Below are 21,382 nucleotides of genomic sequence, written 5' to 3' on the forward strand. Positions count from 1 at the left end.
AGCAACCGGACAAGGGAGAAGGACATGACCACCACGTCACAGCAGCGGACGGACGTCGACGTCGTCGTGATCGGCGCCGGGATCTCGGGAATCGGCGCCGCGTACCACCTCGCAACGGAGCGCCCGTCGACGTCGTACGTCGTCCTCGACGCCGGCACGGCGCTCGGCGGCACCTGGAACCTGTTCACGTACCCCGGCATCCGGTCGGACTCCGACATGCCGTCCTTCGGATTCGGGTTCAAGCCGTGGACGCACACGCAGTCGATCGCCGATGCGCACGTGATCCTCGACTACCTGAACGAGGCCGTCGACGAGAACGGGATCCGCGAGCACATCCGTTTCCACACCCGGGTCGTCGCCGCCGACTTCGACAGCGAGGCCGGCCGGTGGCTCGTCCGGACCACCGACGCCCGGACGGGCGAGGAGAGCACCGTCTCCGCCCGATTCCTGTACTCGGGTACCGGCTACTACGACCACGCGGCCGGGTACACCCCGTCCTTCGAGGGCGTCGACGACTTCCGGGGCACCGTCGTGCACCCCCAGCTCTGGCCGGAGGACCTCGACTACACCGGCAAGAAGGTGGTCGTCATCGGCAGCGGCGCCACGGCCGTCACACTGATCCCCGCAATGGCCGGCCGGGCGGAGCACGTCACGATGCTGCAGCGGTCCCCGAGCTACGTGCTGTCGATGCCCCGCGAGGACGTGCTCGCCAACGCGCTGGGCCGGTTGGTCGGGCCGGAGCGCGCGCACCGCATCGTGCGCCGCAAGAACATCGCGCTCAACCGAGGCCTGTTCAAGGCGAGCAAGCGGGCCCCGGGCCTGGTCCGCCGGGCGCTCATCGCGGACGTGAGGCGTCGCCTCCCCAAGGGCTTCGACGTGGACACCCACTTCGCGCCGAAGTACGACCCGTGGGATCAGCGGCTCTGCATGGTGCCGGACGGCGACCTGTTCACGGCGCTCTCGTCGGGCGGCGCGTCGGTGGTCACCGACCACATCGACCGGTTCACGGAGACCGGGATCGCGCTGACGTCGGGGCAGCACCTCGACGCCGACATCGTCGTCACCGCGACCGGACTCACCCTGCTGCCCTTCGGGCGGATCGCATTCAGCGTCGACGGTGCCCCCGTCGACCTCGCCGACTCGGTGGTCTACAAGTCGATGATGCTGAGCGGGGTCCCGAACTTCGTCTTCGCCTTCGGCTACACCAACATCGCGTGGACTCTCAAGGTCGACCTCGTCTGCAAGCACATGATCCGGCTCCTCGACCACATGGACGCCGAGGGGAACACCGTCGTCGTGCCGACCCTGCCGGACGCCCCGCTCGAACGAGCGCCCATGATCGACATGAGTTCGGGGTACGTGCAGCGCGGGATCGCGGCCTTCCCGAAAGCGGGCGACGTCGGGCCGTGGACCGTGACGATGGCCTACGAGGACGACGCCGAACGGCTGCTGCACGACCCCGTCGCCGATTCCGCGCTCTCCTTCCGCACGCCCGCGCCGCAGGCGGTGTCGGCATGAGCGCCCCGGCCCCGAGCACCACGACCGAGGTCTCGTTCACCAGCCACGGGGTGCGGTGCGCCGCCTGGCACGTCCGGTCCGCGTCGGAGGCGCTCGCCCGCGACGGGCGGCGACCGGTCGTCGTCCTCGCGCACGGGTTCGGCGGCACGCGCGATACCGGACTCCTCGTCTTCGCCCGGGCCTTCGCCGATGCCGGGATCGACGCGCTCGTCTTCGACTACCGCACCTTCGGCGACTCCGACGGCGAACCGCGGCAGCAGGTCTCGTACCGGATGCAGCGTGAGGACTACCGCGCCGCGGTGGACGCCGCGCGGCGCCTGCCGGGCGTCGATCCCGAACGGATCGCCCTGTGGGGCACCTCGTACTCCGGCGGGCACGTCATCGACGTCGCCGCCGGCGACCCACGGATCGCCGCCGTGGTCGGGCTCGTCCCCGCGACCGACGGTGCCGCCGCCCTCCTCCAGGTGGCGCGGTACGCCGGCCCGATCCTGCCGCTGCGCCTCGTCGGGCACGGCCTGTGGGACGTGGCGACGGCGGTGGCCGGGCGCGCGCCGCACCGGATCCCGTTGGCGGCCCGCCCCGGCGATCCCGGGATCATCACGACCTCCGGCTCGTACGAGGCGTACACGGCGATGGGCGGCCCCACCTGGCGCAACGAGGTCTGCGCACGCACGGCTCTCGAGATCGGCCTGAACCGGCCGACGACGAAGGCCGGTCGTGTCACCTGCCCGGTGCTGTTCCAGGTGGGCACGCGGGACCGCGTGGCGCCGGCGGCCGCCGCCCGGCGCACCGCCGCGCGGATCGCGGGGCCGGCCGAGGTGGCGGAGTATCCGATCGACCACTTCGACGGCTACGACGGCCCGTGGCGCGACGTCGCGATCGCCGATGAGGTCGCATTCCTGACGCGCGTCCTCCTCCCCACGAGCGTCGCCCCGCGCCCGACAGGACGACGGTCCCGTCATGGTGAATCATCGACGGCATGACCTACGCAGAGCAGTCCGCCTGGCGGACCATCCAGGGCTTCCTCCCGCCGGCGTACCGGCTCACGCCCGCGACCGAGCCGGTCGAGGAGTGGTGGGAGCACGACGGCCACCGGATCCACCTCGACACCTACCGCGACCCCGCCGCGGCGGTGAAGGTGATCCTGCTGCACGGCGTCGGCACCAACGGCCGCCAGATGTCGACCATCCTCGGCCGGCCGCTCGCGGAGCGCGGCTTCGAGACCATCGCGATCGACATGCCCACCTACGGCGTCACCGAGGTCGCGCCGGGCGCACTCGTCACCTACGACGACTGGGTGCGCATCGGCTCGGATCTCGTCGACGCCGAGCTCGCGAAGGACCACCGGCCGATCGTGCTGTACGGCCTGTCGGCGGGCGGCATGGAGACCTACCACGTCGCGTCGGTCAACGGGAGGGTCAGCGGCATCGTCGGGATGACCTTCCTCGACCAGCAGTCGGCGAAGGTCCGGCGCGACACCGCGTTCGACCCCGTCACCGGCAGCCTCGGCGCCCCGGTGATGAAGGCCCTCGCCCGGACCCCGCTGCGCGGTGCACGGGTACCGATGAAGCTGGTCAGCAAGATGCGCGCGCTGGTCAACGACCCCTCGGCGAAGCGCGCCTGCTACGCGGACCGCACCTCGGCGGGCAATCTGGTGACGGTGACGTTCCTCGACTCGTACCTGAACTTCCGGCCCGCGGTCGCACCCGAGGACTTCGACGTCTGCCCCGTACTGCTGACGCAGCCCGCCGCGGACCGGTGGACCCCGCTGGCGCTCTCCACGCCCTTCCTGGATCGCATCACCCGCGTCTCCGTGACGACGGTGCTCCTGGAGAACGCCGGGCACTACCCGCTGGAGCAGCCCGGCCTCGACCGGATGGTGGAGGCGGTCGCCGCGTTCGCGGCGGACGCGCCCAGGGCGGAGACCTAGACGCCGACCGGCAGCATCGAGAGGTTCTCCAGGACCTCCGAGGTCGCCTTGGCGAAGTTCAGGGTGCAGAAGTGCAGCGCCGGCGCGCCCTCGGCGATGAGCCGCTCCCCCATCCGGGTGGCGATCTCGATGCCGGCGGCGCGCACCGCGGCGCGGTTCTCCTCGGGGCCGTCGCCGGCCGCGGCGCGCAGCTCGGCGCGCATCGCATCGGGGATCTTCGCGTTCGACAGCTCCGCCATGCGCGAGACCGACTTCAGCGAGGTGATCGGCATGATGCCCGGGATCAGCGGCTTGGCGCCCTGCTCCGGGTCGAAGGCCGTCACGGCGTCCCGCAGCCGCAGGTAGTCGTCCACGTCGAAGAACATCTGGGTGATCGAGTAGTCCGCGCCGGCCCGCAGCTTGTTCGCGAAGTACCGGATGTCGGACTCCTGGTCCGGCGAGCGGTGGTGCCCCTCGGGGAAGGACGCCACGCCCACGTGGAAGTCACCCAGCTCGCGCACCAGCTCGACGACCTCGCTGGCGTACTTCAGGCCCTGCGGGTGCCGCACCCAGCGCCCCAGCGGGTCGCCGGGCGGGTCGCCGCGCAGCACGAGCACGTTGCGCACGTCCCGGTCCGCGTACGCGCCCATGAGGGCGCGCAGCTCCGTGATGCTGTGGTTCACGGCGGTCAGGTGCGCCACGGGCAGCAGCGTGGTCGTCTCGGCGATCTCCCCGGTCACCCGCACGGTGCGGTCACGGGTCGAGCCGCCGGCGCCGTAGGTCATGGACACGAACGCCGGGTCCATCCGCTCGAAGGTCCGGACCGCGCGCCACAGCCGGGCCTCGCCGTCGGCGTCCCGCGGCGGCATGAACTCCACCGAGAACGGCATTCGCCCGCTCGCGCGCACGGCGTCGAGGCGGTCGAGTACGGTCCGGCTTTGTTCGGTCACGCTTTAAGAATAGGTTTGCCGGTATGACGCTGCCCGTCGCCCCGCCCCGGACCGACCTCGCCGACATCGCGGCGGCGGTGCAGCCGCAGCTCGAAACCTTCCTCGAAGAGCGCCGTGACCTGGTCGAACCCGTCGGTCCGGTGTTCGCGGAGGCCACCGCCGGCCTGGCGCGCTTCGTTTTGCGCGGCGGTAAGCGAATTCGCCCCGCCTTCGCCTGGACGGGGTGGCTGGCGGGCGGCGGGCAGCCCGACGGTGCCGTGGCCGAGGCGGCCCTGCGGGCCTGTTCCTCCCTGGAGTTCGTGCAGGCGTGCGCGCTCATCCACGACGACATCATCGACGCCTCGCTCACCCGCCGCGGCTACCCCACGACCCACCGCGAGTTCGCGCAGGTGCACGCCGAGCGCGGGTGGTCGGGATCGTCGGAGAAGTTCGGCGAGGCGACCGCGATCCTGCTCGGCGACCTGGCACTGGCGTGGGCCGACGACATGTTCCTCGGGGCCGGCCTCGAGCCCGAGCGGTACCTGCGCGCCGCGCGCGCCTGGGCCGCGATGCGCACCGAGGTGCTCGGCGGCCAGCTGCTCGACATCGTGAGCGAGGCCGCCCGCGACGAGTCGGCCGACGCGGCCGAGCGCGTGGTGCGGTTCAAGACGGCGGGCTACACCGTCGAGCGACCGCTGCACGTGGGCGCGGCGCTCGCGGGCGCGCCCGACGAGACGATCTCCGCGCTGCGCGCCATCGGCGTCGACCTCGGCGTGGCCTTCCAGCTGCGCGACGATCTACTGGGCGCCTTCGGCGACCCCGCGGTCACCGGCAAGCCCTCGGGCGACGACCTGCGGTCCGGCAAGCACACTCCGATGCTCGCGCACGCGCTGGCGACCGGCGGCGGCGCCGCGGACGAGCTGCGCGCGCTCGTCGGTACCGACCTCGACGATGCGGGCGTCGAGCGCGCCCGCGCCGCGCTCCGGGCGACGGGGGCACCGTCGGCCATGCAGGCCCGGGTCGAGGAGCTGACGGCCCGGGCCACCTCCGCCCTCGCGCAGGCTCCCATCGCCGACGGTGCGCGACCGGTCCTGGCCCGGCTCGCCGCCGTGCTCGTCGACCGCGCCGCCTGACTCCTCCCGCTACCTTCGCGACCCCGGGTTAGGCAAACCTAGCCACCCCTGGGTATGGTTCCGTTTACCTAAGAGCCTTTACCAACGGCTTACGGTCACCGTCGTGAAGCACCAGCGAGAAGGAGTCACCCCCGCATGTTCACCCGCTCCCGCAAGGCCGCGCCCGTCGCGGCTGCGCTGATGGCCGCGAGCCTCGTGTTCGCCGGCTGCTCCACCACCAGCGCCGACGACGACAAGCCCGCCGCATCGGGCGAGAAGATCACCGTCAGCACCAACAAGGGTGACGTGCAGGTCCCGAAGAACCCGAAGCGCGTGGTCGTCCTCGACAACACGAGCGCGGAGACCGTCAAGGCCCTCGGCATCACCCCCGTCGCGATCCCCAAGGGCCTGTTCGCCAAGAGCGTTCTGGGCGACTGGATCTCGAACCAGGACGTCAAGGACACCGGCACCCACGCCGAGCCGAAGTTCGATGTGATCGAGGACGTCAAGCCCGACCTGATCATCGGCGGCTACCGCTTCGCCAAGTCCGAGGGCGACATCAAGAAGATCGCTGAGAAGACCGGTGCGGCGTTCATCGACATCGCCGCCGAGGACGGCGCGCCCAAGGGCCGCGTCGAGACCATGCGCAGCTCGACCATCACGCTGGGCAAGATCTTCGGCAAGGACGAGCAGGCGCAGCAGATCGTCGCCGACTTCGACAAGAACCTCGAGGCGGCGAAGGCGCAGGCCACCGGTCAGAGCGTGTTCCTCTCGATCGTCAACGGCGGCAAGATCGACAACGGCGCCAAGCGCATGCAGCCCTTCATCGCCCCGCTGAACCTCAAGGACGTGTTCGCGGGCCAGGCCGGCGACCACCACCAGAACTCGGGCCTGACGCCCGAGGCGATCGCCCAGGCCAACCCGCAGTGGGTCATCGTCATGGACCGCGACGCCGCCGTCCCGCCGACCGACGGCAGCAAGCCGCAGACGGCCGCCGAGACCTTCAAGGCGCAACAGGCCTTCGCAGGCGTCGAGTTCCAGCAGAAGGACCGGATCTTCTACCTGGACAACGACTTCTACCTCCGCGAGGGCATCCAGAACTACGGCGAGAACTACGCAGCACTGGCGAAGGCCATCGCCGCCAAGAAGTGACGGCGACCCACACCGCAGCACCGCCCCAGGCGGGTCCCCGGAAGGGGGCCCGCCTGGGGCGCGTCGCGCTGCCCCTCCTGGCCGTCGCCTGTGTGGTGCTGCTGGCCCTGTCGTTGATGACCGGCGAGTACCACATCACGCTCGCGGGCCTGCTGGCCGGCGACGACGACATGTGGCGGATGTTCTTCATCTCCCGCGTACCGCGCACCGCCGCACTCGTGTTCGCCGGTCTCGCGATGAGCTTCTCCGGCGTCATCATGCAGCGCCTGACCCAGAACCGGTTCGTGGAACCGACCACAGCCGGCACCGCCGAATGGGCGGGCCTGGGCGTGCTGCTGTGCATGCTCTACCTCCCCGGCGCAACGCCGATGGTGCGGATGGTCGTGGCCACCGCCACCGCGTTCGCCGGGACCCTGATCTTCCTCGGCTTCATCTCCCGGATCCGCGCCCGCCGCTCGGCGATCGTGCCGCTGGTCGGCCTCATGCTCGGCGCCGTGGTGAGCGCGATCACGACCTACCTCGCGATCGGCGCCAACCTGTTGCAGGCGGTCGTGAGTTGGCGCTCCGGCGGTTTCGCACACATCGTCCGCGGCTTCTACGAGCCGCTCTGGGCCGTCGCGATCATCGCCGTCGCGACCTTCCTGCTGGCCAACTACTTCACCATCGCCGGGCTCGGCAAGGACGTCGCCACCAGCCTCGGCCTGCGCTACGGGCTCACGATGGGCATCGGCGTCACCATGGTCGCGCTGGCCTCCGGCGTCACCAGCGTGGTCGTCGGGTTCATCCCCTTCCTCGGCCTCGTGGTCCCCAACCTCATCAGCGCCCTGCGCGGCGACGACGTGCGCAGCGGCCTGCCCTGGGTCGCGGTGCTCGCCACCGTCCTCATCGTGGGCTGCGACCTGATCGGCCGGGTCGTGGTGCGGCCCATGGAGATCCCCGTGTCCGTGATCATGGGCGTGATCGGCGCGATCACGTTCCTCGCGATCGTGCTGTCGAGGAGGAACCGTGTCGCTCTCTGAGGCAACCGCGGCACCGTCGGTCGACGGTGCCGCGGGCCGGGTCGGCTGGCGGGCCCGGCTGGCGATCGCCGCCGTTCTCGCCGTCGTGTCCCTGGCCCTGTACCTGCTGATGCGCACCGGCGCGGACGACGTGCTGCGCTGGGACTTCCAGTTCGGGCTCTCGTTCGAGCGCCGACTGCGCACCGCCACCGCCGTTCTCGTCGCGGCCTTCTGCGGCGCCCTGTCGACGGTGCTCTTCCACACCGTGACACACAACCGGATCCTCACCCCGTCGATCATCGGCCTGGACTCGCTGTACGTGCTGATCCAGACCGTGGGCGTCTTCCTGGTCGGCGGCCGGTTCGTGGACAACTCGGACTCGGTGCCGCAGTTCGTCGCCCAGACCGCGGCCATGGTGGCCTTCGCCGCCGTGCTCTACGGCTGGCTGTTCTCGGGGCGGTTCGCGAGCCTGTTCCTGCTGCTGCTCGCGGGCGTCGTCCTGGGGCTGGCATTCCGGGCGCTGGCCGAGTTCCTCCAGCGCCTGCTCTCCCCCACGGAGTTCGACGCACTGTCGATCAAGTTGTACGGCAGGCTGACCGCGGTCAACGCCGACCTGCTGCCGATCGCGGTGGCCGCGTGCCTGGTGGTCGGCGTCATCGTGTGGCGCCGCCGGCGCGTCCTGGACGTGCTGCTGCTGGGTCGCGATCCCGCGATGGGCCTGGGCGTGAACCACCAGCGCGAGCTCACGCTGGCGCTGGTCCTCATCGCCGTGCTCGTGTCTATCAGCACCGCGCTGGTCGGGCCGATGATGTTCTTCGGCTTCATCATCGCCATCCTCGCCTACCAGTTCGCGGGAGACTGGCGGCACCGCGCGACGCTGCCGATGGCCTTCCTGCTCGGCGTGATCATGCTCGCCGCCGGGCAGTTCGTCCTGCACAACATCTTCTACGCGAACGGGATGCTCACCGTGATCATCGAGTTCGTCGGCGGGATCCTGTTCCTCGCCATGCTGTTCCGCCGAAGGGGGACCATGTGAACCGCAGCGTGCACGACACCACTTCCCACGCCGACACGGCACCCGCGATCGCGTTCGCGGATCTCACCAAGAAGTACGCCGAGACCGTGGTGCTCGGCCCGGTGTCCGGGGAGTTCGTCCGCGGCGGCGTCACCGCGCTCGTCGGGCCGAACGGCGCCGGCAAGTCGACCCTGCTGACCATCCTGGGGCGGCTCCTGACCCAGGACTCGGGGACGGCTCTGCTCGAGGGCGTCGACATCCGCTCGATGAAACCCACCGAGGTCGCGCGCAGGCTCGCGATCCTCCGGCAGGAGAACGGCGTCAACGCCCGCCTGACGGTGCGCGATCTGGTCGCGTTCGGCCGGTTCCCACACAGCCGCGGGCGGATGACCGCCGAGGACGTCCGCCACGTCGACGACGCGCTGGGCTTCCTGGGCCTGACCGACCTGTCGGACCGGTTCCTCGACGAGCTGTCGGGCGGCCAGCGTCAGCGCGCCTACGTGGCCATGACGCTGGCGCAGGACACCGACGTGATCCTGCTCGACGAGCCGCTCAACAACCTCGACATGCGGCACCAGGTGAGCATGATGCGCCGGCTGCGCCGCGCCGCGGACGAGCTGGGCAAGACGATCATCCTGGTGGTGCACGACCTGAACTTCGCCGCGGCCTACTCGGACCGCATCGTCGCCCTCAAGAACGGCACCATCGCGGCGTCGGGCGCACCGTCGGAGATCATGACCGCCGAGCTGCTCACCGGGATCTTCGAGACCCCGGTCGCCGTGCACGTCCTGGAGGGCGGCCCGGTGGCCGTGTACGCGGGGCTGGACGGGCAGTAGGCGGCGGCGCGGCGGCCCGACGGTGCCGAGTCCTGCGCTGGGGCGATCCGCCGCGGCCTAGACTGGCGGGGATGTCCGGATCACTCATGCCCGCCGTGCGCGGCTACAGCGACTACCTGCGGTCCGCAGACGGCCGACCCGCCCTGCTCGGGCTGGCCGGCGCCGTCGTGACCACGCTCGGCAGCTTCGGCGCGGGCGCGATCCGCGTGCACGACACGACGCTCGAGTCGACCCACCTGTCGTGGCTGCGGTTCGGCCACGGCCTGGTGCTCAGTTCGGTGCTGTTCTGGACGGGTATCGCGCTGCTCGTGATCGCCTGGATCCGGCTGGGCCGCGCCGCGCTCGCCGGGCGGCTCGAGGCCCGGGACGTGGCGGGCACCGTCGCGCTGTGGATCGTGCCACTGCTGGTGGCCGTGCCCCTGTACTCGCGGGACGCGTACTCCTATCTCGCGCAGGGCGCACTGCTGCGCGACGGTTACGACCCGTACGTGGACGGCCCCGTCGTCAATCCGAACGGCCTGCTCGACGACGTGAGCGGCATCTGGACCACTACGACGGCGCCGTACGGGCCGTTGTTCATCCTCATCGCGCGCGGGATCACGACGGTGCTCGGCGACAACGTGCTCGGCGGCGTGATCGCGCTGCGGGTGGTGATGCTGCCCGGGATCGCGCTGTCGGTGTGGGGCGTGGCCAAGCTGGCGCGGCACTTCGGGGCGAAGCCCGCGGTGTCGCTGTGGCTGGGGGTGCTCAACCCGCTGGTGATCGTGCACCTGGTGGGCGGCGTGCACAACGAGGCGCTCATGGTGGGGCTGATGGTCGCCGGCGTCGCGCTGGTGCTCGACGGGCGGCACTGGTTCGGCGTCGCGGTGATCGTGACGGCAGTCGCGGTCAAGGGCACCGCGGCGATCGCGCTGCCCTTCGTGGTGTGGATCTGGTTCCACCATCGGCGCGCGGCGAACCCCGAGGAGTCGGCTGTGAAGGCCTTCGGCACGGCGCTGGCCGCATCGCTGGGGATCTTCGTCGCGCTGTTCGCGGCGTTCTCGCTCATCGCGGGCGTGGGCCTCGGCTGGACCACCGCGCTGGCCGGGTCCATCAAGATCATCAACTACATCACACTGCCGACGGCGATCGCGCAGATCACCGCTTTCGTGGCCGCGCCCTTCACCGACCTCCACCTCGCGCCGATCCTCATCGTCACACGGGCCCTGGGCATCGCGGCGCTCGCGATCTCCCTGGTGGTGCTGTGGTGGCGGTTCCGGCAGGACGAGCGGCGCAACGTGATGGGCATCCTGTTGGGCCTGCTCGCGGTGTGCGTCCTCTCCCCCGCGTCACTGCCCTGGTACTACACGTGGCCGCTCGCGATGGCCGGCGCGTTCGTCTGGTCGCCGCGCACGCTGGCGATCATCGCGGGCCTGTCGGTCTGGCTGATGGTCGTTTTCATGCCCACGGGCTCGATCGGCCTGTACTCGCTGTGGAACGTGGCGCTCGCGGCGGCATTGGGCGCACTGGCCGGCTGGTCGCTGCTGCGGCCCGACCCGTTGGGAATGCGGCCGCGGTTGGGCCTGGCGCCCGCGGTCTGAGCCGCGCCGCGTCAGCCGCGGCCGGCCGGCGCTGTGGCGCCGGATCGGCGGGATCGGCGGAGCCGGGTCGGCAACGCCGGATCGGTGGCACCGGGTCGGCATGGCCGGATGGACGGCGCTGGGTCCGCCGGGCCGGATGGACGGCGCTGGGTCCGCCGGGCCGGGTGGGCAGTGCCAGATGGAGGCCCAGGATGGCGATCGTTTCTCGCCACCGCCTATGCGATTCCCGTATACCTCGAACAAGCAGTTCAAGGGGTTGTTTCGGAGCGGCTATACGCATTGCGTATATGCCTCGCCACGAACACGGCCACACCCCGACGCGCCACCCACGAGCTCATTTCGACCCAGAGACTTCAGAAACACGGCCGTACGTCCCGATCGCGCCACCCACGAGCCCGCATCACCCCAGATACTTCAGAAACGCCGCCACTCGCCCCGACGGCGCCGGCCGGTTGAGCAGCTCGACACGCCCCGCCCGTCCGAGCGCCCGGACGACCTGTGTCTCCACGCCCTCGAGCATCGGGCCCGTCAGGTGCACGACCGCCAGATCGCATTCCCCGGACCGCAACGCGGCCACGGGATCGTCGACGATGCACTGCTCGACCTGCACCTCGTGCGCGCGGTTCCACCGCGTGATCCGGCCCTCGATGTAATCGGGCAGGTAGACGTTCAGCGTGCGGCAGACGCTGATCGTGGAGCGGGAGGAACAACCCAGCTCGCGCAACTCGTCGAGGCCCGCCACGACACGCTCGATGACCGCGAGGGCCGGCAGCGCACCGGGCGCAGGCGTGGTGCCGGCCGAGCCGCGCTCGAACAGCGCGAATCCGAGCAACTTCTCCATCCCCGCGACCGCGCGCGTCACGGAGGGCTGCGAGGTTCCGTGGACCTGCGCGGCCACGTTCATGCTCGCCGTGCGCGCGACCGTGGCCACCAACCGCAAGCGTTCGATGTCGGACATGGCGGAACCGTAGCGCGCGGCACTGACAGGAAACGTCGACGCGAGCGGAGCCGACCGTCCGCGATCCGAGGGTATTCGGAATCCGTATAGCCGCTGTCCCAGAAAAAGCCTCTGACCTGGATGTTCTCGGGTATGCCAGAAATGTATAGCGAAAGACCGACGCACCGCTGTCCGCAGCCGCGCTGCGGCAGGTCGCATCAGCCCCCTCCGCAGCCGCGCTGCGGCAGGTCCCGCATTTGCGCCGCCGCAGGCCGGCATCAGCCCCGCAGCAGCTCCGCTGGCGCGCTCTAGAACGCCATCGACTGCGCGCGACGGATCATCTCGCGCGCGGAATCGGTGTGCAGCAGTTCCGCAGGCGCGGCATCGAGGTCCTCCTGCGGCTCGAACAGCCACCGCATGATCTCGTCGTCGCGGAAGCCACCGTCGTGCAGGACGCTCAGCAGACCGGTGAAGTGCTTGGCGATGGAGAACCGCCCGTCGACCTCGCCGAAGAACAGGCGCGGGATGTGGATGTCACCGCCGCGCCGCACCGCTATCAACTGGCGGTCGCGCAGCAGCTGCAGCACCTTGGACTGCGACACGCCGAGGCCCTTGGCGACCGTGGCGGTGTTGTAGGTGGAAGTGCCCTCGGGCAGCAGATCGTCGCTGACGAACGGGATGGAGCTCACCGTCACACTGTACCCAGCGACGGGATTCGGACCTTCCCACCCCGGGGTCGCTAGGCTGAACTGTCGACACCGCCGGATATCGAGAGGACACGAAGAAGGTGAACACTCCGCGCGACCGCCTGATCGGCGCCCGCATCGAGGGGCGCTACCGCATCGATGCGGTGATCGCGCGTGGCGGCATGTCCACCGTCTACATGGGCCTCGACCTGCGGCTCGACCGTCCGATCGCCATCAAGGTGATGGACCCCAAGTACGCCGCGGACGCCCAATTCGTCTCCCGCTTCGAGTTCGAGGCCCGCGCCGTCGCCAAGCTCAAGGACCCCGGCCTGGTGGCCGTGTACGACCAGGGCGTCGACGGTGAGCTGGCCTTCCTCGTGATGGAGCTGGTCACCGGCGGCACGCTGCGCGAACTGCTCGGCGAACGCGGCCCCATGCCGCCGCACGCCGTGGCCGCGGTGATGGGACCGGTGCTCACGGCGCTCGGTACCGCGCACCGCGCCGGCCTGGTGCACCGCGACGTGAAGCCGGAGAACGTGCTCATCTCGGACGGCGGAGAGGTCAAGGTCGCCGATTTCGGGCTGGTCCGGGCCATCGCCGCCGCATCGGTGACCAGCTCGTCGGTGATCCTCGGCACGGCCGCGTACCTGTCCCCCGAGCAGGTGGAATCCGGCAACGCCGACGCCCGCTCCGATGTGTACTCGAGCGGCATCCTGGCCTACGAGCTGCTCACCGGGCAGGTCCCCTTCACCGGCGACACCGCGATCTCGCTGGCCTACCAGCGCCTGCACAACGACGTCCCGCCGCCCAGCGCCGCCATCGCCGGCGTGCCGCCGGAGTTCGACGAGTTCGTGGCCCGTGCCACCGACCGCGATCCGTCGCGTCGTTACGCGGACGGATTCGCGATGGCCGACGCGCTGAGCGCGATCGCCGAGGATCTCGACCTACCGCCGTTCACCGTCCCTGCGCCGCAGTCCAGCGCCGAACAGCGGGCGGCCGCCGCGATGTACGACGCGCAGCGCGGCCAGCCGCTGATCCCCGCCGCCGCGGAACCCACCGGCGCGCTCATGCCCGGTGCCCCGCTGCCCGTGCCGCCAGTCGCGCCGCCGCGCACCGTCGCCCAGCCCCTGCCCCAGGGTCCCCACCCGACGCGCGCGGAGACGATGCACGAGCCGCTCCCGTCCGAGTCCGCGCCGCCCGAGCGGGTCGGCGCGCCGAAGAAGGGCCGCGCGAAGTCCTGGGCGATCATCGCGATCATCGCCGTGGTCTCGCTGCTGCTCGCGGTCGGCGGCTGGTGGCTGGCCTCGGGCCAGTACACCTCGGTCCCGAACGTGACCGGGATGGACCGGCCGGCTGCGGAGAAGGCGATCAAGGACGCCGGGCTCGACGTGAAGCTCGACGGCTCCTTCAGCAACGACGTCACCGAGGACACCGTCACCGGCCTCGATCCCACCGCGGGCAGCCGGATCAGCCGGTTCGGCACCGTCACCGTCAAGTACTCGCGCGGGCGTCCCGTGGTGCCGCAGTTCCGCGCCGGAGACAGCCCGGAGAACGTCGAGAAGCTGTTGCGCGACAACGGACTCGTGGCCAAGAGCGGCCCTGCGCAGTTCAGCCGCGACGTCCCGCAGGGCGGCGTCATCGGCCTCTCACCCACGCCGGGTACGCGCGTGTCCGTCGGTTCGACGGTGACCGTGGTCGCCTCCGCCGGCAACCAGCCCGTCACCATCCCGGACGTGCGCGGCAAGTCGCCCGACGAGGCGACGTCGATCCTGCGCTCGGCGGGTCTGACGGTCAAGGAGACCAAGCAGCAGTTCGACTCCTCGACCGAGGCGGGCAAGGTGTTCGGCACCGATCCGTCCGGCCAGGTGAACAAGGGCGGCAGTGTCACCCTGCTGGTCTCGAACGCGTTGACGGTGCCCGACGTGACGGGCAGGACCGGGGCCGAGGCGACGCAGCTGTTGCAGCGCGCGGGCCTGGTCGCGGACCTGACCGGCGAGACCGGCTCCGGCTCCGTCGTCGTCTCCACCAGCCCGTCCGCGGGCGGACGGGTCGACCCGTCGAACAACCGCGTGACGGTGACGATGGCCTCGCGCATCACCGTGCCTTCGGTGACCGGGATGAGCGTGAGCCAGGCGCGCTCCGCGCTGCGCGACGCCGGGCTGCAGGTGAAGGTCAACGGGCTCTTCGCCTCCGACAAGTCCCAGGTCATCTGGCAGGATCCGGGCGGCGGCTCGCGCGTGTCCGCCGGGTCGACAGTGACCATCACCGCCATCCCGTAACGCCCGAGGACCGTCGATGAGCACGCCCGCACCCTTCGAACCCGGCTTCGTCCCCGACGCCGCGACGCTGGCGCAGGCCCGCCGTATGCGGGACGCGCTGACCCGCTTCCTCATGGAGTACGAGTTCGCCGTGAAGGAGGTGCTCACGAAGGTCACCATCCTCCGCGAGGAGTTCCTGCAGCTGCACCGGTACAACCCGATCGAGCACGTGACCTCGCGGATCAAGAAGCCCGAGAGCATCGTCAAGAAGGTGGCCCGCCGGGGCATCGCGCCGGAGTTGCCGCTCATCCGCGAAGCGATCACCGACATCGCCGGCATCCGCATCACGTGCAGCTTCATCGCCGACACCTACCGGATCCTGGAGACCGTCACCGCACAGGACGACGTCCGCGTGCTGATGATCAAGGACTACATCGCGCACCCGAAGCCCAACGGCTACAAGAGCCTTCACGCGATCATCGAGATCCCCGTGTTCCTCTCCACCGGCCCCGTGCACGTGCCGGTGGAGCTGCAGATCCGCACCATCGCGATGGATTTCTGGGCCAGCCTGGAGCACAAGATCTTCTACAAGTACGACGGTGCCGTCCCGACCCATCTGCGGGGCGAGCTGGCCGAGGCCGCGTCCGTCGCCGAGCAGCTGGACCGGAGGATGGAGCAGCTGCACACGCAGGTGCACGGGACCCCCGGGGCGACCGACGACGCCCGGGTCGAGGCGCGCGAAGCCGCCGACACCGAGCTCGCGGGCGACGAGCTGCTCAGCCGCTTGCTGAAACTGACGCAGCGGCTCCCCGCCGAGGACTGAACCCGCACGCCATGGGGTTCCGCGGGATACCGTGTGCCCCATGGACCGAACCTCCGCCCTGACCCGTGCGGTCGCCCTCGCCGCCGTCGGCTCGATCGTGCTCGCCGGCTGCACGGCGACCCCCTCCTCGGAGAGTGCCCGGTCGTCGTCGGCCGCGACGTCCTCCTCGTCCGACGCCCGTGGCGTCGCCGGCCGGGTCGCGGCGCTGCTCGCTGAGGCCAAGGCGGCGTTCGACTCCCCCACGCGCACGTCGACGGCGGGCAACACCGACAAGACCGTCGACAACATGGCCGTCGTCGAGCAGAAACTGCTCGAGGCGTCCGCGCTCGCGCCGTACCGGGCCGACCTGCTGTTCAGCGCGGCGTCGGCGCGGATCGCGCAGAAGAACGTGCCGGGCGCCCTCGAGCTGTACCGCAAGGTGCTCTCCTTCGCCCCGGACGACGACGATGCCCACACCTACCTCGCCGTCTGGAACCGCTTCGTCGGGGACGCTGCGGGTTCGACAGCCGAGGTCGATCAGCTGCGGCGGATCGCGCCGGATCGGGTCCCGGAGGTCGAGTCCCTGTTCGCGGCGGTCGACGGTGCCGTGCGCACCCCGCTCACCGATCTCGCCCCCGCGACCGCGCCGCCGAACGCGGGCATCGTCGTCCTCGGGTACGCCCTGAAGAAGGACGGGACGATGGACGCGCCGCTCGTGCAGCGGCTCGAGAAGACCCTGGAGGTGGCCCGCGCGCTGCCCGCGGCCCCGATCGTGGTGACCGGCGGCGTCGAGCAGGCGGGGAACACGGAGGGCGCGCTGATGAAGGCCTGGCTCGTCGAGCACGGGGTCGACGGTGCCCGGATCACCGACGAGAACTTCGCCCGCACCACCGTCGAGAACGCGCTCTACAGTTCGTACGCCCTCGCGACGAAGCGGGTCGACCACGCGGTCCTGGTGAGCTCGGCGAGCCACGTTCGGCGCGGCACCGTCGACCTGATCCTGGCGGCGCGGGAGAACCTGCCCGCGACCTTCACCGTGAGTTCCGTGGCGGCCGTGGACAAGCCGCTCGCCGACCTCGCGACCCCCTCGGCCGACGAACTGCGCAGCATCTACCGCGACGCGCTGAGCACCATCGGGCTGTGGAGCTACCGCAGTGCGCCGATGCTGCAGCGCTGAGCGCCACCAGGAAGGGGTGTCCTCGGGTGGTCTCCACGGATCAGAACGTGGTGGGCGCCGCTCGTGGGCCGGGATTTCTTGGACCACATGTCGCTTCTACCGCGACGACGTCGCCCACCGCGACCATGGAATAGCCGGGCGACGGCGCTGGTTGCCCCGGTCATGGACGCTGAAGTTCTCCGCTACGTCGCCTTCGCCGACGCACCCCACGGCGGCAACCCCGCCGGGCTGGTGCTCGATGCCGCCGGACTCTCCGAGGCGGACATGCTCCGGATCGCCGGCGAGGTCGGCTACTCCGAGACGGCGTTCGTCATCGATCGGGCGGACATCGCGGCGGGCGAGCCCCGTCGCCTGCGTGTCCGGTACTACTCCCCCGCGGCCGAGGTGCCCTTCTGCGGGCACGCCACCGTCGCCCTCGCCTCCGCGCTCGCCGAACGAGAGGGCCCGGGCCCGTTCGTGTTCGCCACGCAGTCGGGCGAGGTGCGCCTGGAGACGAGCCGTACGGACGACGATGCCGTCGCCGTCGCGTTCACGAGCGTCGAGCCGGCGACGGCGCCGATCCCGGACGGGCGCCTGGACGCCCTCCTGGACCTGCTGAGCCTGACCCGAGACGACCTCGCCGACGGCTACCCGCCCCTGCAGTCCTTCGCGGGCGCCTGGCATCCGATGCTCGTGCTCGCAGATCGTGAACTGTTCCACCAGTTCTCGTTCGCACCGAAGCCGCTCGCGGACCTCATGGGCGAGGAGTGGGCCGGCACCGTCACCGTGCTCAGCCCGCTCGACGATGACCTCTACGAGGCGCGGAACCTGTTCCCCGTCGGGCGGATCACGCAGGACCCGGCCACCGGCTCGGCCGCCGCGTCGACGGGCGCGTACCTCCGCGAGATCGACCACGTGCCCGCCGGGCGCCGCGTCACGATCCTGCAGGGCGCCCACGTCGGGCGGCCCAGCAGGCTGGTCGTGGACATCCCGCCGACGGGAGGCATCACCGTCTCCGGCCGGGCCGTCGAGATCCCCGGGGTCTAGCCCCGCAGCATCTCCGCGACCAGGAACGCCAGCTCGAGGCTCTGCTGGGTGTTCAGCCGCGGGTCGCAGGCGGTCTCGTAACGGCCGGCGAGATCGGCGTCGGAGATGTCCTGTGCGCCGCCGAGGCACTCGGTGACGTTCTCGCCCGTGAGCTCCACGTGCACGCCGCCCGGGTGCGAGCCGATCGCGCGGTGCACCTCGAAGAAGCCCTGGACCTCGTCGACGATGCGGTCGAAGTGGCGGGTCTTGTAGCCCGTCGAGGACTCGTGGGTGTTCCCGTGCATCGGGTCGCACTGCCAGATCACCTTGTGGCCGGTCGCCTCGACGGCCTCGACGATCGGGGGCAGCGCCGTCCGCACGTTGCCGTTGCCCATGCGGGAGATCAGGGTGAGGCGGCCGGGCTTGTTGTGCGGGTCCAGCTTCTTGACGTACTCCACGGCCAGCTCGGGCGTGGTCGTCGGGCCGATCTTCACGCCGATCGGGTTGTGGATCAGCTCCATCAGCGCGACGTGGGCACCGTCGAGCTGGCGGGTGCGCTCGCCGATCCAGAGGAAGTGCGCCGACAGGTCGTAGAGCACCTGCTGGGCCTCGGGATCCTCCGGGTCGTCGGCCAGACGCAGGAGGCCGCGCTCGTAGTCGAGCACCAGGGCCTCGTGGCTCGAGTAGATCGTGGCGGTCTTGAGATTGCGATCCTCGACGCCGCACGCGGCCATGAACCGCAGGCCGCCGTCGATCTCCGCGGCGAGCGCCTCGTACCGGGCTCCGGCGGGCGAGTTCGCGACGAACTCGCGGTTCCACTCGTGCACCTTGTGCAGGTCGGCCATGCCGGATCCGGTCACGGCGCGCACCAGGTTCATCGCGGCGCTGGCGTTGGCGTAGGCGCGGATCAGGCGCGACGGGTCGTGCTTGCGCACCGCTTCCTCAGGCGGGAAGCCGTTGACCATGTCGCCGCGGTAGCTGGTCAGGCCGAGCGCGTCGGTGTCCGAGGAGCGCGGCTTGGCGTACTGGCCGGCGATGCGCGCGACCTTGACCACCGGCATGGACGCGCCGTAGGTCAGCGCGACGGCCATCTGCAGCAGCGTGCGGATGTTCGCGGCGATGTGCGGCTCGGTGTTGTCGACGAAGGTCTCCGCGCAGTCGCCACCCTGCAGCAGGAAGGCGCGGCCCAGGGCGACCTCGGCCAGTTGGTCCTGGAGCGACTGGATCTCCGGTGGCACGGTGATCGGCGGCACCGACTCCAGCACGGTCCGCATCGCGTCGGCCTGCGGCCGGGGCCAGCTCGGCTGCTGCAGCGCGGGCTTCGCCAGCGCGTCGTCGAGGCGCTCACGCAGGTCCCCCGGGAGAGCCGGGAGCTTGGGGAGGGTATCGATGGGGACGTCGACGGTCCAGTTCACTGCCACGACGATCAGATTACGCGGGTCTAGCCGTCCACGATCGCGCGGTACTTCGCCAGGTTGTGCCGGGCGTCGGCGAGCGCGTCGTGGGCGTCCGACGGCGCCGCCGGCAGGTAAGGCCGGCCCCGCTCGTCCCACAGTTGCTTGAGCTCGCGGGTGAACCGCGGCATCGACCGCGGAAGGGCCGTCATCGGGCCCCACAGCTGGCACAGCGCGACGTGGTCGTAGGCCGCGACCCACGCCCACAGCTCGATGTCGCCCGGGCCCGCAGTGAGGAACTCCAGCACCCCGTCGCGGATCGCGGCCCGCGACCGCCAGGACTTGCTCGCGGGCGGCGGCAGCTTGGGCAGCACGTTCGCGCGGACCCACGGCCCAGCGCGCTCGGGATCGAACTCCGTCGACACGGCGTAGAACTCGCGCCCGTCCTCGCCGACGATGCCGATCGAGACGAGATCTATGACCCTTCCGTCCTCAATGAATTCCAGGTCGTAGAAGTAGCGCATGGGCACAGAGGTTACGCGGCGCCGGCGTCCCGCTCCGCGCCCGGGACGACCACGCCGTCCTTGACGTCCTGCGCGTAGACGTCCACGTAGGGCTGGCCGGACAGCTTCATCAGCTCGTACATCACCTCGTCGGTGATGGCACGCTCGATGAACCGGTTACCGGACATGCCCTCGAAGCGGGAGAAGTCGAGCGGCTTGCCGATGCGGATCTGCACCTTCGTGGGGTGCGGGAGGGTGGATCCGGGCGGGTTGAACTTCTCGGTGTCCACCATCGCGACGGGGATGATCGGGGCACCGGTCTCGAGCGCCATCCGGGCCATGCCCGTCTTGCCCTTGTACAGCCGGCCGTCGGGGCTGCGCGTGCCCTCCGGGTACAGGCCCAGCACCTGACCGTCCGCGAGCGCGCCGACGCCGGCGTTCAGCGCGTCCTGCGCGGCGCTCGCACTGCCCCGCACGATCGGGATGCACCCGACCGAGCTGAAGAACCACTTCTTGAACGCGCCCTTGAGGCCCTTGCCCGTGAAGTACTCACTCTTCGCCAGGAACTTGATGGGCCGCGGAACCATGAGCGGCAGGAAGAACGAATCCATCACCGCCAGATGGTTACTCGCCAGGATCGCCGCGCCCTCCTTGGGCAGGTTCTCGACGCCGACCACCCGCGGCCGCCCCAGCAGCCGCAGCACCGGCCCGATCAGGATCCACTTGAAGACCAACCACCACATGTCGCCCAGCTCCTCGTCCACGCCCTGACGTGCTGGGCCTCACTCTACCGACGATCCCCGCGCCGCGGGGGTCAGAGCACCTGGGACAGGAAGGTGCGCAGGCGCTCGCTCTCGGCGTCCTCGAACAGCTTCTCCGGCTTCCCGGCCTCCACGACCTTGCCTGCATCCATGAACACGACGTTGTCGGACACGGTGCGGGCGTAGCCCATCTCGTGGGTCACCACCACCATCGTCATCCCCTCGGCCGAGCACTCGGTCATCAGGGCGAGGATTCCCTTGACCAACTCGGGGTCGAGGGCGGAGGTGGCCTCGTCGAAGAACATCACCTGCGGCCGCATGGCCAAGGCCCGCGCGATCGCGACGCGCTGCTGCTGGCCGCCCGACAGGCTCGACGGCCGCGCATCGGCCTTCTCCCGCAGCCCCACGACCTCGAGTTCGGCGAGGGCGAGCTCGCGCGCCTCCTCGGCGCTCAGGCCGCGCAGCTTCCGCGGCCCCAGCGCGACGTTGTCCGCAACGGACTTGTGCGGGAACAGGTTGAACTGCTGGAACACCATGCCGATGCGGCGGCGCAGCTCGTCCGGATCGTCCCCCAGCACGGACCGGCCGTCGAGCAGGATGTCGCCCGACTGGGGCTCGTGCAGCCGATTCAGCACGCGCAGCAGCGTCGACTTGCCGGACCCGGACGGACCGATCACCGTCGTCGTGGTGCCGGCGGGGACGTCGATGTCCACGCCCCGCAGCACGTGATTCGAGCCGAACGCGAGGTGCAGGCCCTTGCCCTCGAGCGAGACGGGCACGATCGGCGTCTTACCGGGCACGGACGGCGCA

20 protein-coding genes are annotated in these 21,382 nt (G+C 70.6%); 13 read left to right on the forward strand and 7 right to left on the reverse strand.

Annotation, left to right across the window (positions count from 1 at the left end; translation table 11 throughout):
- The first annotated feature begins 24 nt into the window (after positions 1 to 24).
- From AXK61_RS20535 to AXK61_RS20545, 3 genes are read left to right on the forward strand one after another with little or no spacing between them, the layout of a single operon-like run.
- The gene (locus tag AXK61_RS20535) at positions 25 to 1,518 is read left to right on the forward strand and encodes a flavin-containing monooxygenase (protein WP_068746884.1); all 1,494 of its coding nucleotides are present in this window, start codon (positions 25 to 27) and stop codon (positions 1,516 to 1,518) included.
- A complete protein-coding gene (locus AXK61_RS20540) occupies positions 1,515 to 2,501 on the forward strand; it encodes an alpha/beta hydrolase (protein WP_068746885.1) in 987 nt (328 codons plus the stop codon). Before AXK61_RS20535 ends, AXK61_RS20540 begins: the two co-directional genes overlap by 4 nt.
- On the forward strand, positions 2,498 to 3,448 hold the full coding sequence (locus AXK61_RS20545; RefSeq protein ID WP_068746886.1) for an alpha/beta hydrolase: 951 nt from the start codon (positions 2,498 to 2,500) through the stop codon (positions 3,446 to 3,448). The genes AXK61_RS20540 and AXK61_RS20545 overlap by 4 nt, the downstream gene beginning before the upstream one ends.
- Here the strand turns inward: AXK61_RS20545 and metF are convergent.
- Entirely contained in the window at positions 3,445 to 4,377 is a 933-nt protein-coding gene (gene metF, locus AXK61_RS20550) for a methylenetetrahydrofolate reductase [NAD(P)H] (protein WP_068746887.1), read from the reverse strand. The genes AXK61_RS20545 and metF overlap by 4 nt on opposite strands.
- 23 nt (positions 4,378 to 4,400) lie before the next feature.
- On the opposite strand from metF, the gene AXK61_RS20555 reads away from it, so the two are divergent.
- From AXK61_RS20555 to AXK61_RS20580, 6 genes are all read left to right on the forward strand, one after another.
- A complete protein-coding gene (locus tag AXK61_RS20555) occupies positions 4,401 to 5,489 on the forward strand; it encodes a polyprenyl synthetase family protein (protein WP_068746888.1) in 1,089 nt (362 codons plus the stop codon).
- 135 nt (positions 5,490 to 5,624) lie between these two features.
- Positions 5,625 to 6,620, forward strand: coding sequence for an ABC transporter substrate-binding protein (locus AXK61_RS20560; protein WP_068569199.1), 996 nt, complete (start codon positions 5,625 to 5,627; stop codon positions 6,618 to 6,620).
- A gap of 53 nt (positions 6,621 to 6,673) precedes the next feature.
- Positions 6,674 to 7,639 carry an ABC transporter permease gene (locus tag AXK61_RS20565; protein WP_068569887.1) on the forward strand — a complete coding sequence of 322 codons (966 nt, stop codon included), beginning with the start codon at positions 6,674 to 6,676 and terminating at the stop codon, positions 7,637 to 7,639.
- Positions 7,626 to 8,654 (forward strand): iron chelate uptake ABC transporter family permease subunit, encoded by a 1,029-nt coding sequence (locus AXK61_RS20570; RefSeq protein WP_175399906.1) that lies wholly within the window; start codon positions 7,626 to 7,628, stop codon positions 8,652 to 8,654. Before AXK61_RS20565 ends, AXK61_RS20570 begins: the two co-directional genes overlap by 14 nt.
- On the forward strand, positions 8,651 to 9,469 hold the full coding sequence (locus tag AXK61_RS20575) for an iron ABC transporter ATP-binding protein (protein ID WP_269451182.1): 819 nt from the start codon (positions 8,651 to 8,653) through the stop codon (positions 9,467 to 9,469). The genes AXK61_RS20570 and AXK61_RS20575 overlap by 4 nt, the downstream gene beginning before the upstream one ends.
- Before the next feature lie 71 nt (positions 9,470 to 9,540).
- Entirely contained in the window at positions 9,541 to 11,049 is a 1,509-nt protein-coding gene (locus tag AXK61_RS20580) for an alpha-(1->6)-mannopyranosyltransferase A (RefSeq protein ID WP_068569200.1), read from the forward strand.
- A 400-nt stretch (positions 11,050 to 11,449) separates the two neighbouring features.
- Here AXK61_RS20580 and AXK61_RS20585 read toward each other — a convergent pair whose 3' ends face one another.
- Positions 11,450 to 12,007, reverse strand: coding sequence for a LysR family transcriptional regulator (locus tag AXK61_RS20585; protein WP_068569201.1), 558 nt, complete (start codon positions 12,005 to 12,007; stop codon positions 11,450 to 11,452).
- 287 nt (positions 12,008 to 12,294) lie between these two features.
- Positions 12,295 to 12,675: an Rv2175c family DNA-binding protein gene (locus AXK61_RS20590; protein ID WP_068746922.1), complete on the reverse strand. Its 381-nt coding sequence runs from the start codon at positions 12,673 to 12,675 to the stop codon at positions 12,295 to 12,297.
- 98 nt (positions 12,676 to 12,773) lie between these two features.
- On the opposite strand from AXK61_RS20590, the gene pknB reads away from it, so the two are divergent.
- From pknB to AXK61_RS20610, 4 genes are all read left to right on the forward strand, one after another.
- Positions 12,774 to 14,951 (forward strand): Stk1 family PASTA domain-containing Ser/Thr kinase, encoded by a 2,178-nt coding sequence (pknB, locus tag AXK61_RS20595; protein WP_068746889.1) that lies wholly within the window; start codon positions 12,774 to 12,776, stop codon positions 14,949 to 14,951.
- Positions 14,952 to 14,967: 16 nt separating this feature from the next.
- Complete coding sequence (locus AXK61_RS20600) at positions 14,968 to 15,753, forward strand: GTP pyrophosphokinase (protein ID WP_068569203.1); 786 nt, start codon at positions 14,968 to 14,970, stop codon at positions 15,751 to 15,753.
- A gap of 40 nt (positions 15,754 to 15,793) precedes the next feature.
- Positions 15,794 to 16,909 carry a YdcF family protein gene (locus tag AXK61_RS20605; protein ID WP_068746890.1) on the forward strand — a complete coding sequence of 372 codons (1,116 nt, stop codon included), beginning with the start codon at positions 15,794 to 15,796 and terminating at the stop codon, positions 16,907 to 16,909.
- Between the two features lie 162 nt (positions 16,910 to 17,071).
- Positions 17,072 to 17,935 carry a PhzF family phenazine biosynthesis protein gene (locus AXK61_RS20610; protein ID WP_068569205.1) on the forward strand — a complete coding sequence of 288 codons (864 nt, stop codon included), beginning with the start codon at positions 17,072 to 17,074 and terminating at the stop codon, positions 17,933 to 17,935.
- Here AXK61_RS20610 and AXK61_RS20615 read toward each other — a convergent pair.
- The 4 genes from AXK61_RS20615 to AXK61_RS20630 all read right to left on the reverse strand — a co-directional run bounded on the left by AXK61_RS20615 (position 17,932) and on the right by AXK61_RS20630 (position 21,372).
- Positions 17,932 to 19,329, reverse strand: coding sequence for a class II 3-deoxy-7-phosphoheptulonate synthase (locus AXK61_RS20615; protein ID WP_068569206.1), 1,398 nt, complete (start codon positions 19,327 to 19,329; stop codon positions 17,932 to 17,934). The two genes, AXK61_RS20610 and AXK61_RS20615, sit on opposite strands and share 4 nt — an antisense overlap.
- Positions 19,330 to 19,355: 26 nt before the next feature.
- Positions 19,356 to 19,832 (reverse strand): polyadenylate-specific 3'-exoribonuclease AS, encoded by a 477-nt coding sequence (locus tag AXK61_RS20620; protein ID WP_068746891.1) that lies wholly within the window; start codon positions 19,830 to 19,832, stop codon positions 19,356 to 19,358.
- A gap of 11 nt (positions 19,833 to 19,843) precedes the next feature.
- The gene (locus AXK61_RS20625) at positions 19,844 to 20,554 is read right to left on the reverse strand and encodes a lysophospholipid acyltransferase family protein (RefSeq protein WP_068569891.1); all 711 of its coding nucleotides are present in this window, start codon (positions 20,552 to 20,554) and stop codon (positions 19,844 to 19,846) included.
- 71 nt (positions 20,555 to 20,625) lie between these two features.
- Positions 20,626 to 21,372 carry an amino acid ABC transporter ATP-binding protein gene (locus AXK61_RS20630; RefSeq protein WP_068746923.1) on the reverse strand — a complete coding sequence of 249 codons (747 nt, stop codon included), beginning with the start codon at positions 21,370 to 21,372 and terminating at the stop codon, positions 20,626 to 20,628.
- Between the last annotated feature and the right edge of the window lie 10 nt (positions 21,373 to 21,382).

The sequence above is a fragment of the Tsukamurella pseudospumae genome (genome assembly GCF_001575205.1).
In the GTDB taxonomy this organism is placed as follows: Bacteria; Actinomycetota; Actinomycetes; order Mycobacteriales; family Mycobacteriaceae; genus Tsukamurella; species Tsukamurella pseudospumae.

Excerpts from the sequence above, each read along its gene's own strand:
- AXK61_RS20535 (WP_068746884.1), top strand. The coding sequence starts at position 25 with ATGACCACCACGTCACAGCAGCGGACGGACGTCGACGTCGTCGTGATC.
- AXK61_RS20540 (WP_068746885.1), top strand. The coding sequence starts at position 1,515 with ATGAGCGCCCCGGCCCCGAGCACCACGACCGAGGTCTCGTTCACCAGC.
- AXK61_RS20545 (WP_068746886.1), top strand. The coding sequence starts at position 2,498 with ATGACCTACGCAGAGCAGTCCGCCTGGCGGACCATCCAGGGCTTCCTC.
- AXK61_RS20555 (WP_068746888.1), top strand. The coding sequence starts at position 4,401 with ATGACGCTGCCCGTCGCCCCGCCCCGGACCGACCTCGCCGACATCGCG.
- AXK61_RS20560 (WP_068569199.1), top strand. The coding sequence starts at position 5,625 with ATGTTCACCCGCTCCCGCAAGGCCGCGCCCGTCGCGGCTGCGCTGATG.
- AXK61_RS20580 (WP_068569200.1), top strand. The coding sequence starts at position 9,541 with ATGTCCGGATCACTCATGCCCGCCGTGCGCGGCTACAGCGACTACCTG.
- AXK61_RS20585 (WP_068569201.1), bottom strand. The coding sequence starts at position 12,007 with ATGTCCGACATCGAACGCTTGCGGTTGGTGGCCACGGTCGCGCGCACG.
- AXK61_RS20600 (WP_068569203.1), top strand. The coding sequence starts at position 14,968 with ATGAGCACGCCCGCACCCTTCGAACCCGGCTTCGTCCCCGACGCCGCG.
- AXK61_RS20605 (WP_068746890.1), top strand. The coding sequence starts at position 15,794 with ATGGACCGAACCTCCGCCCTGACCCGTGCGGTCGCCCTCGCCGCCGTC.
- AXK61_RS20610 (WP_068569205.1), top strand. The coding sequence starts at position 17,072 with ATGGACGCTGAAGTTCTCCGCTACGTCGCCTTCGCCGACGCACCCCAC.
- AXK61_RS20620 (WP_068746891.1), bottom strand. The coding sequence starts at position 19,832 with ATGCGCTACTTCTACGACCTGGAATTCATTGAGGACGGAAGGGTCATA.
- AXK61_RS20625 (WP_068569891.1), bottom strand. The coding sequence starts at position 20,554 with ATGTGGTGGTTGGTCTTCAAGTGGATCCTGATCGGGCCGGTGCTGCGG.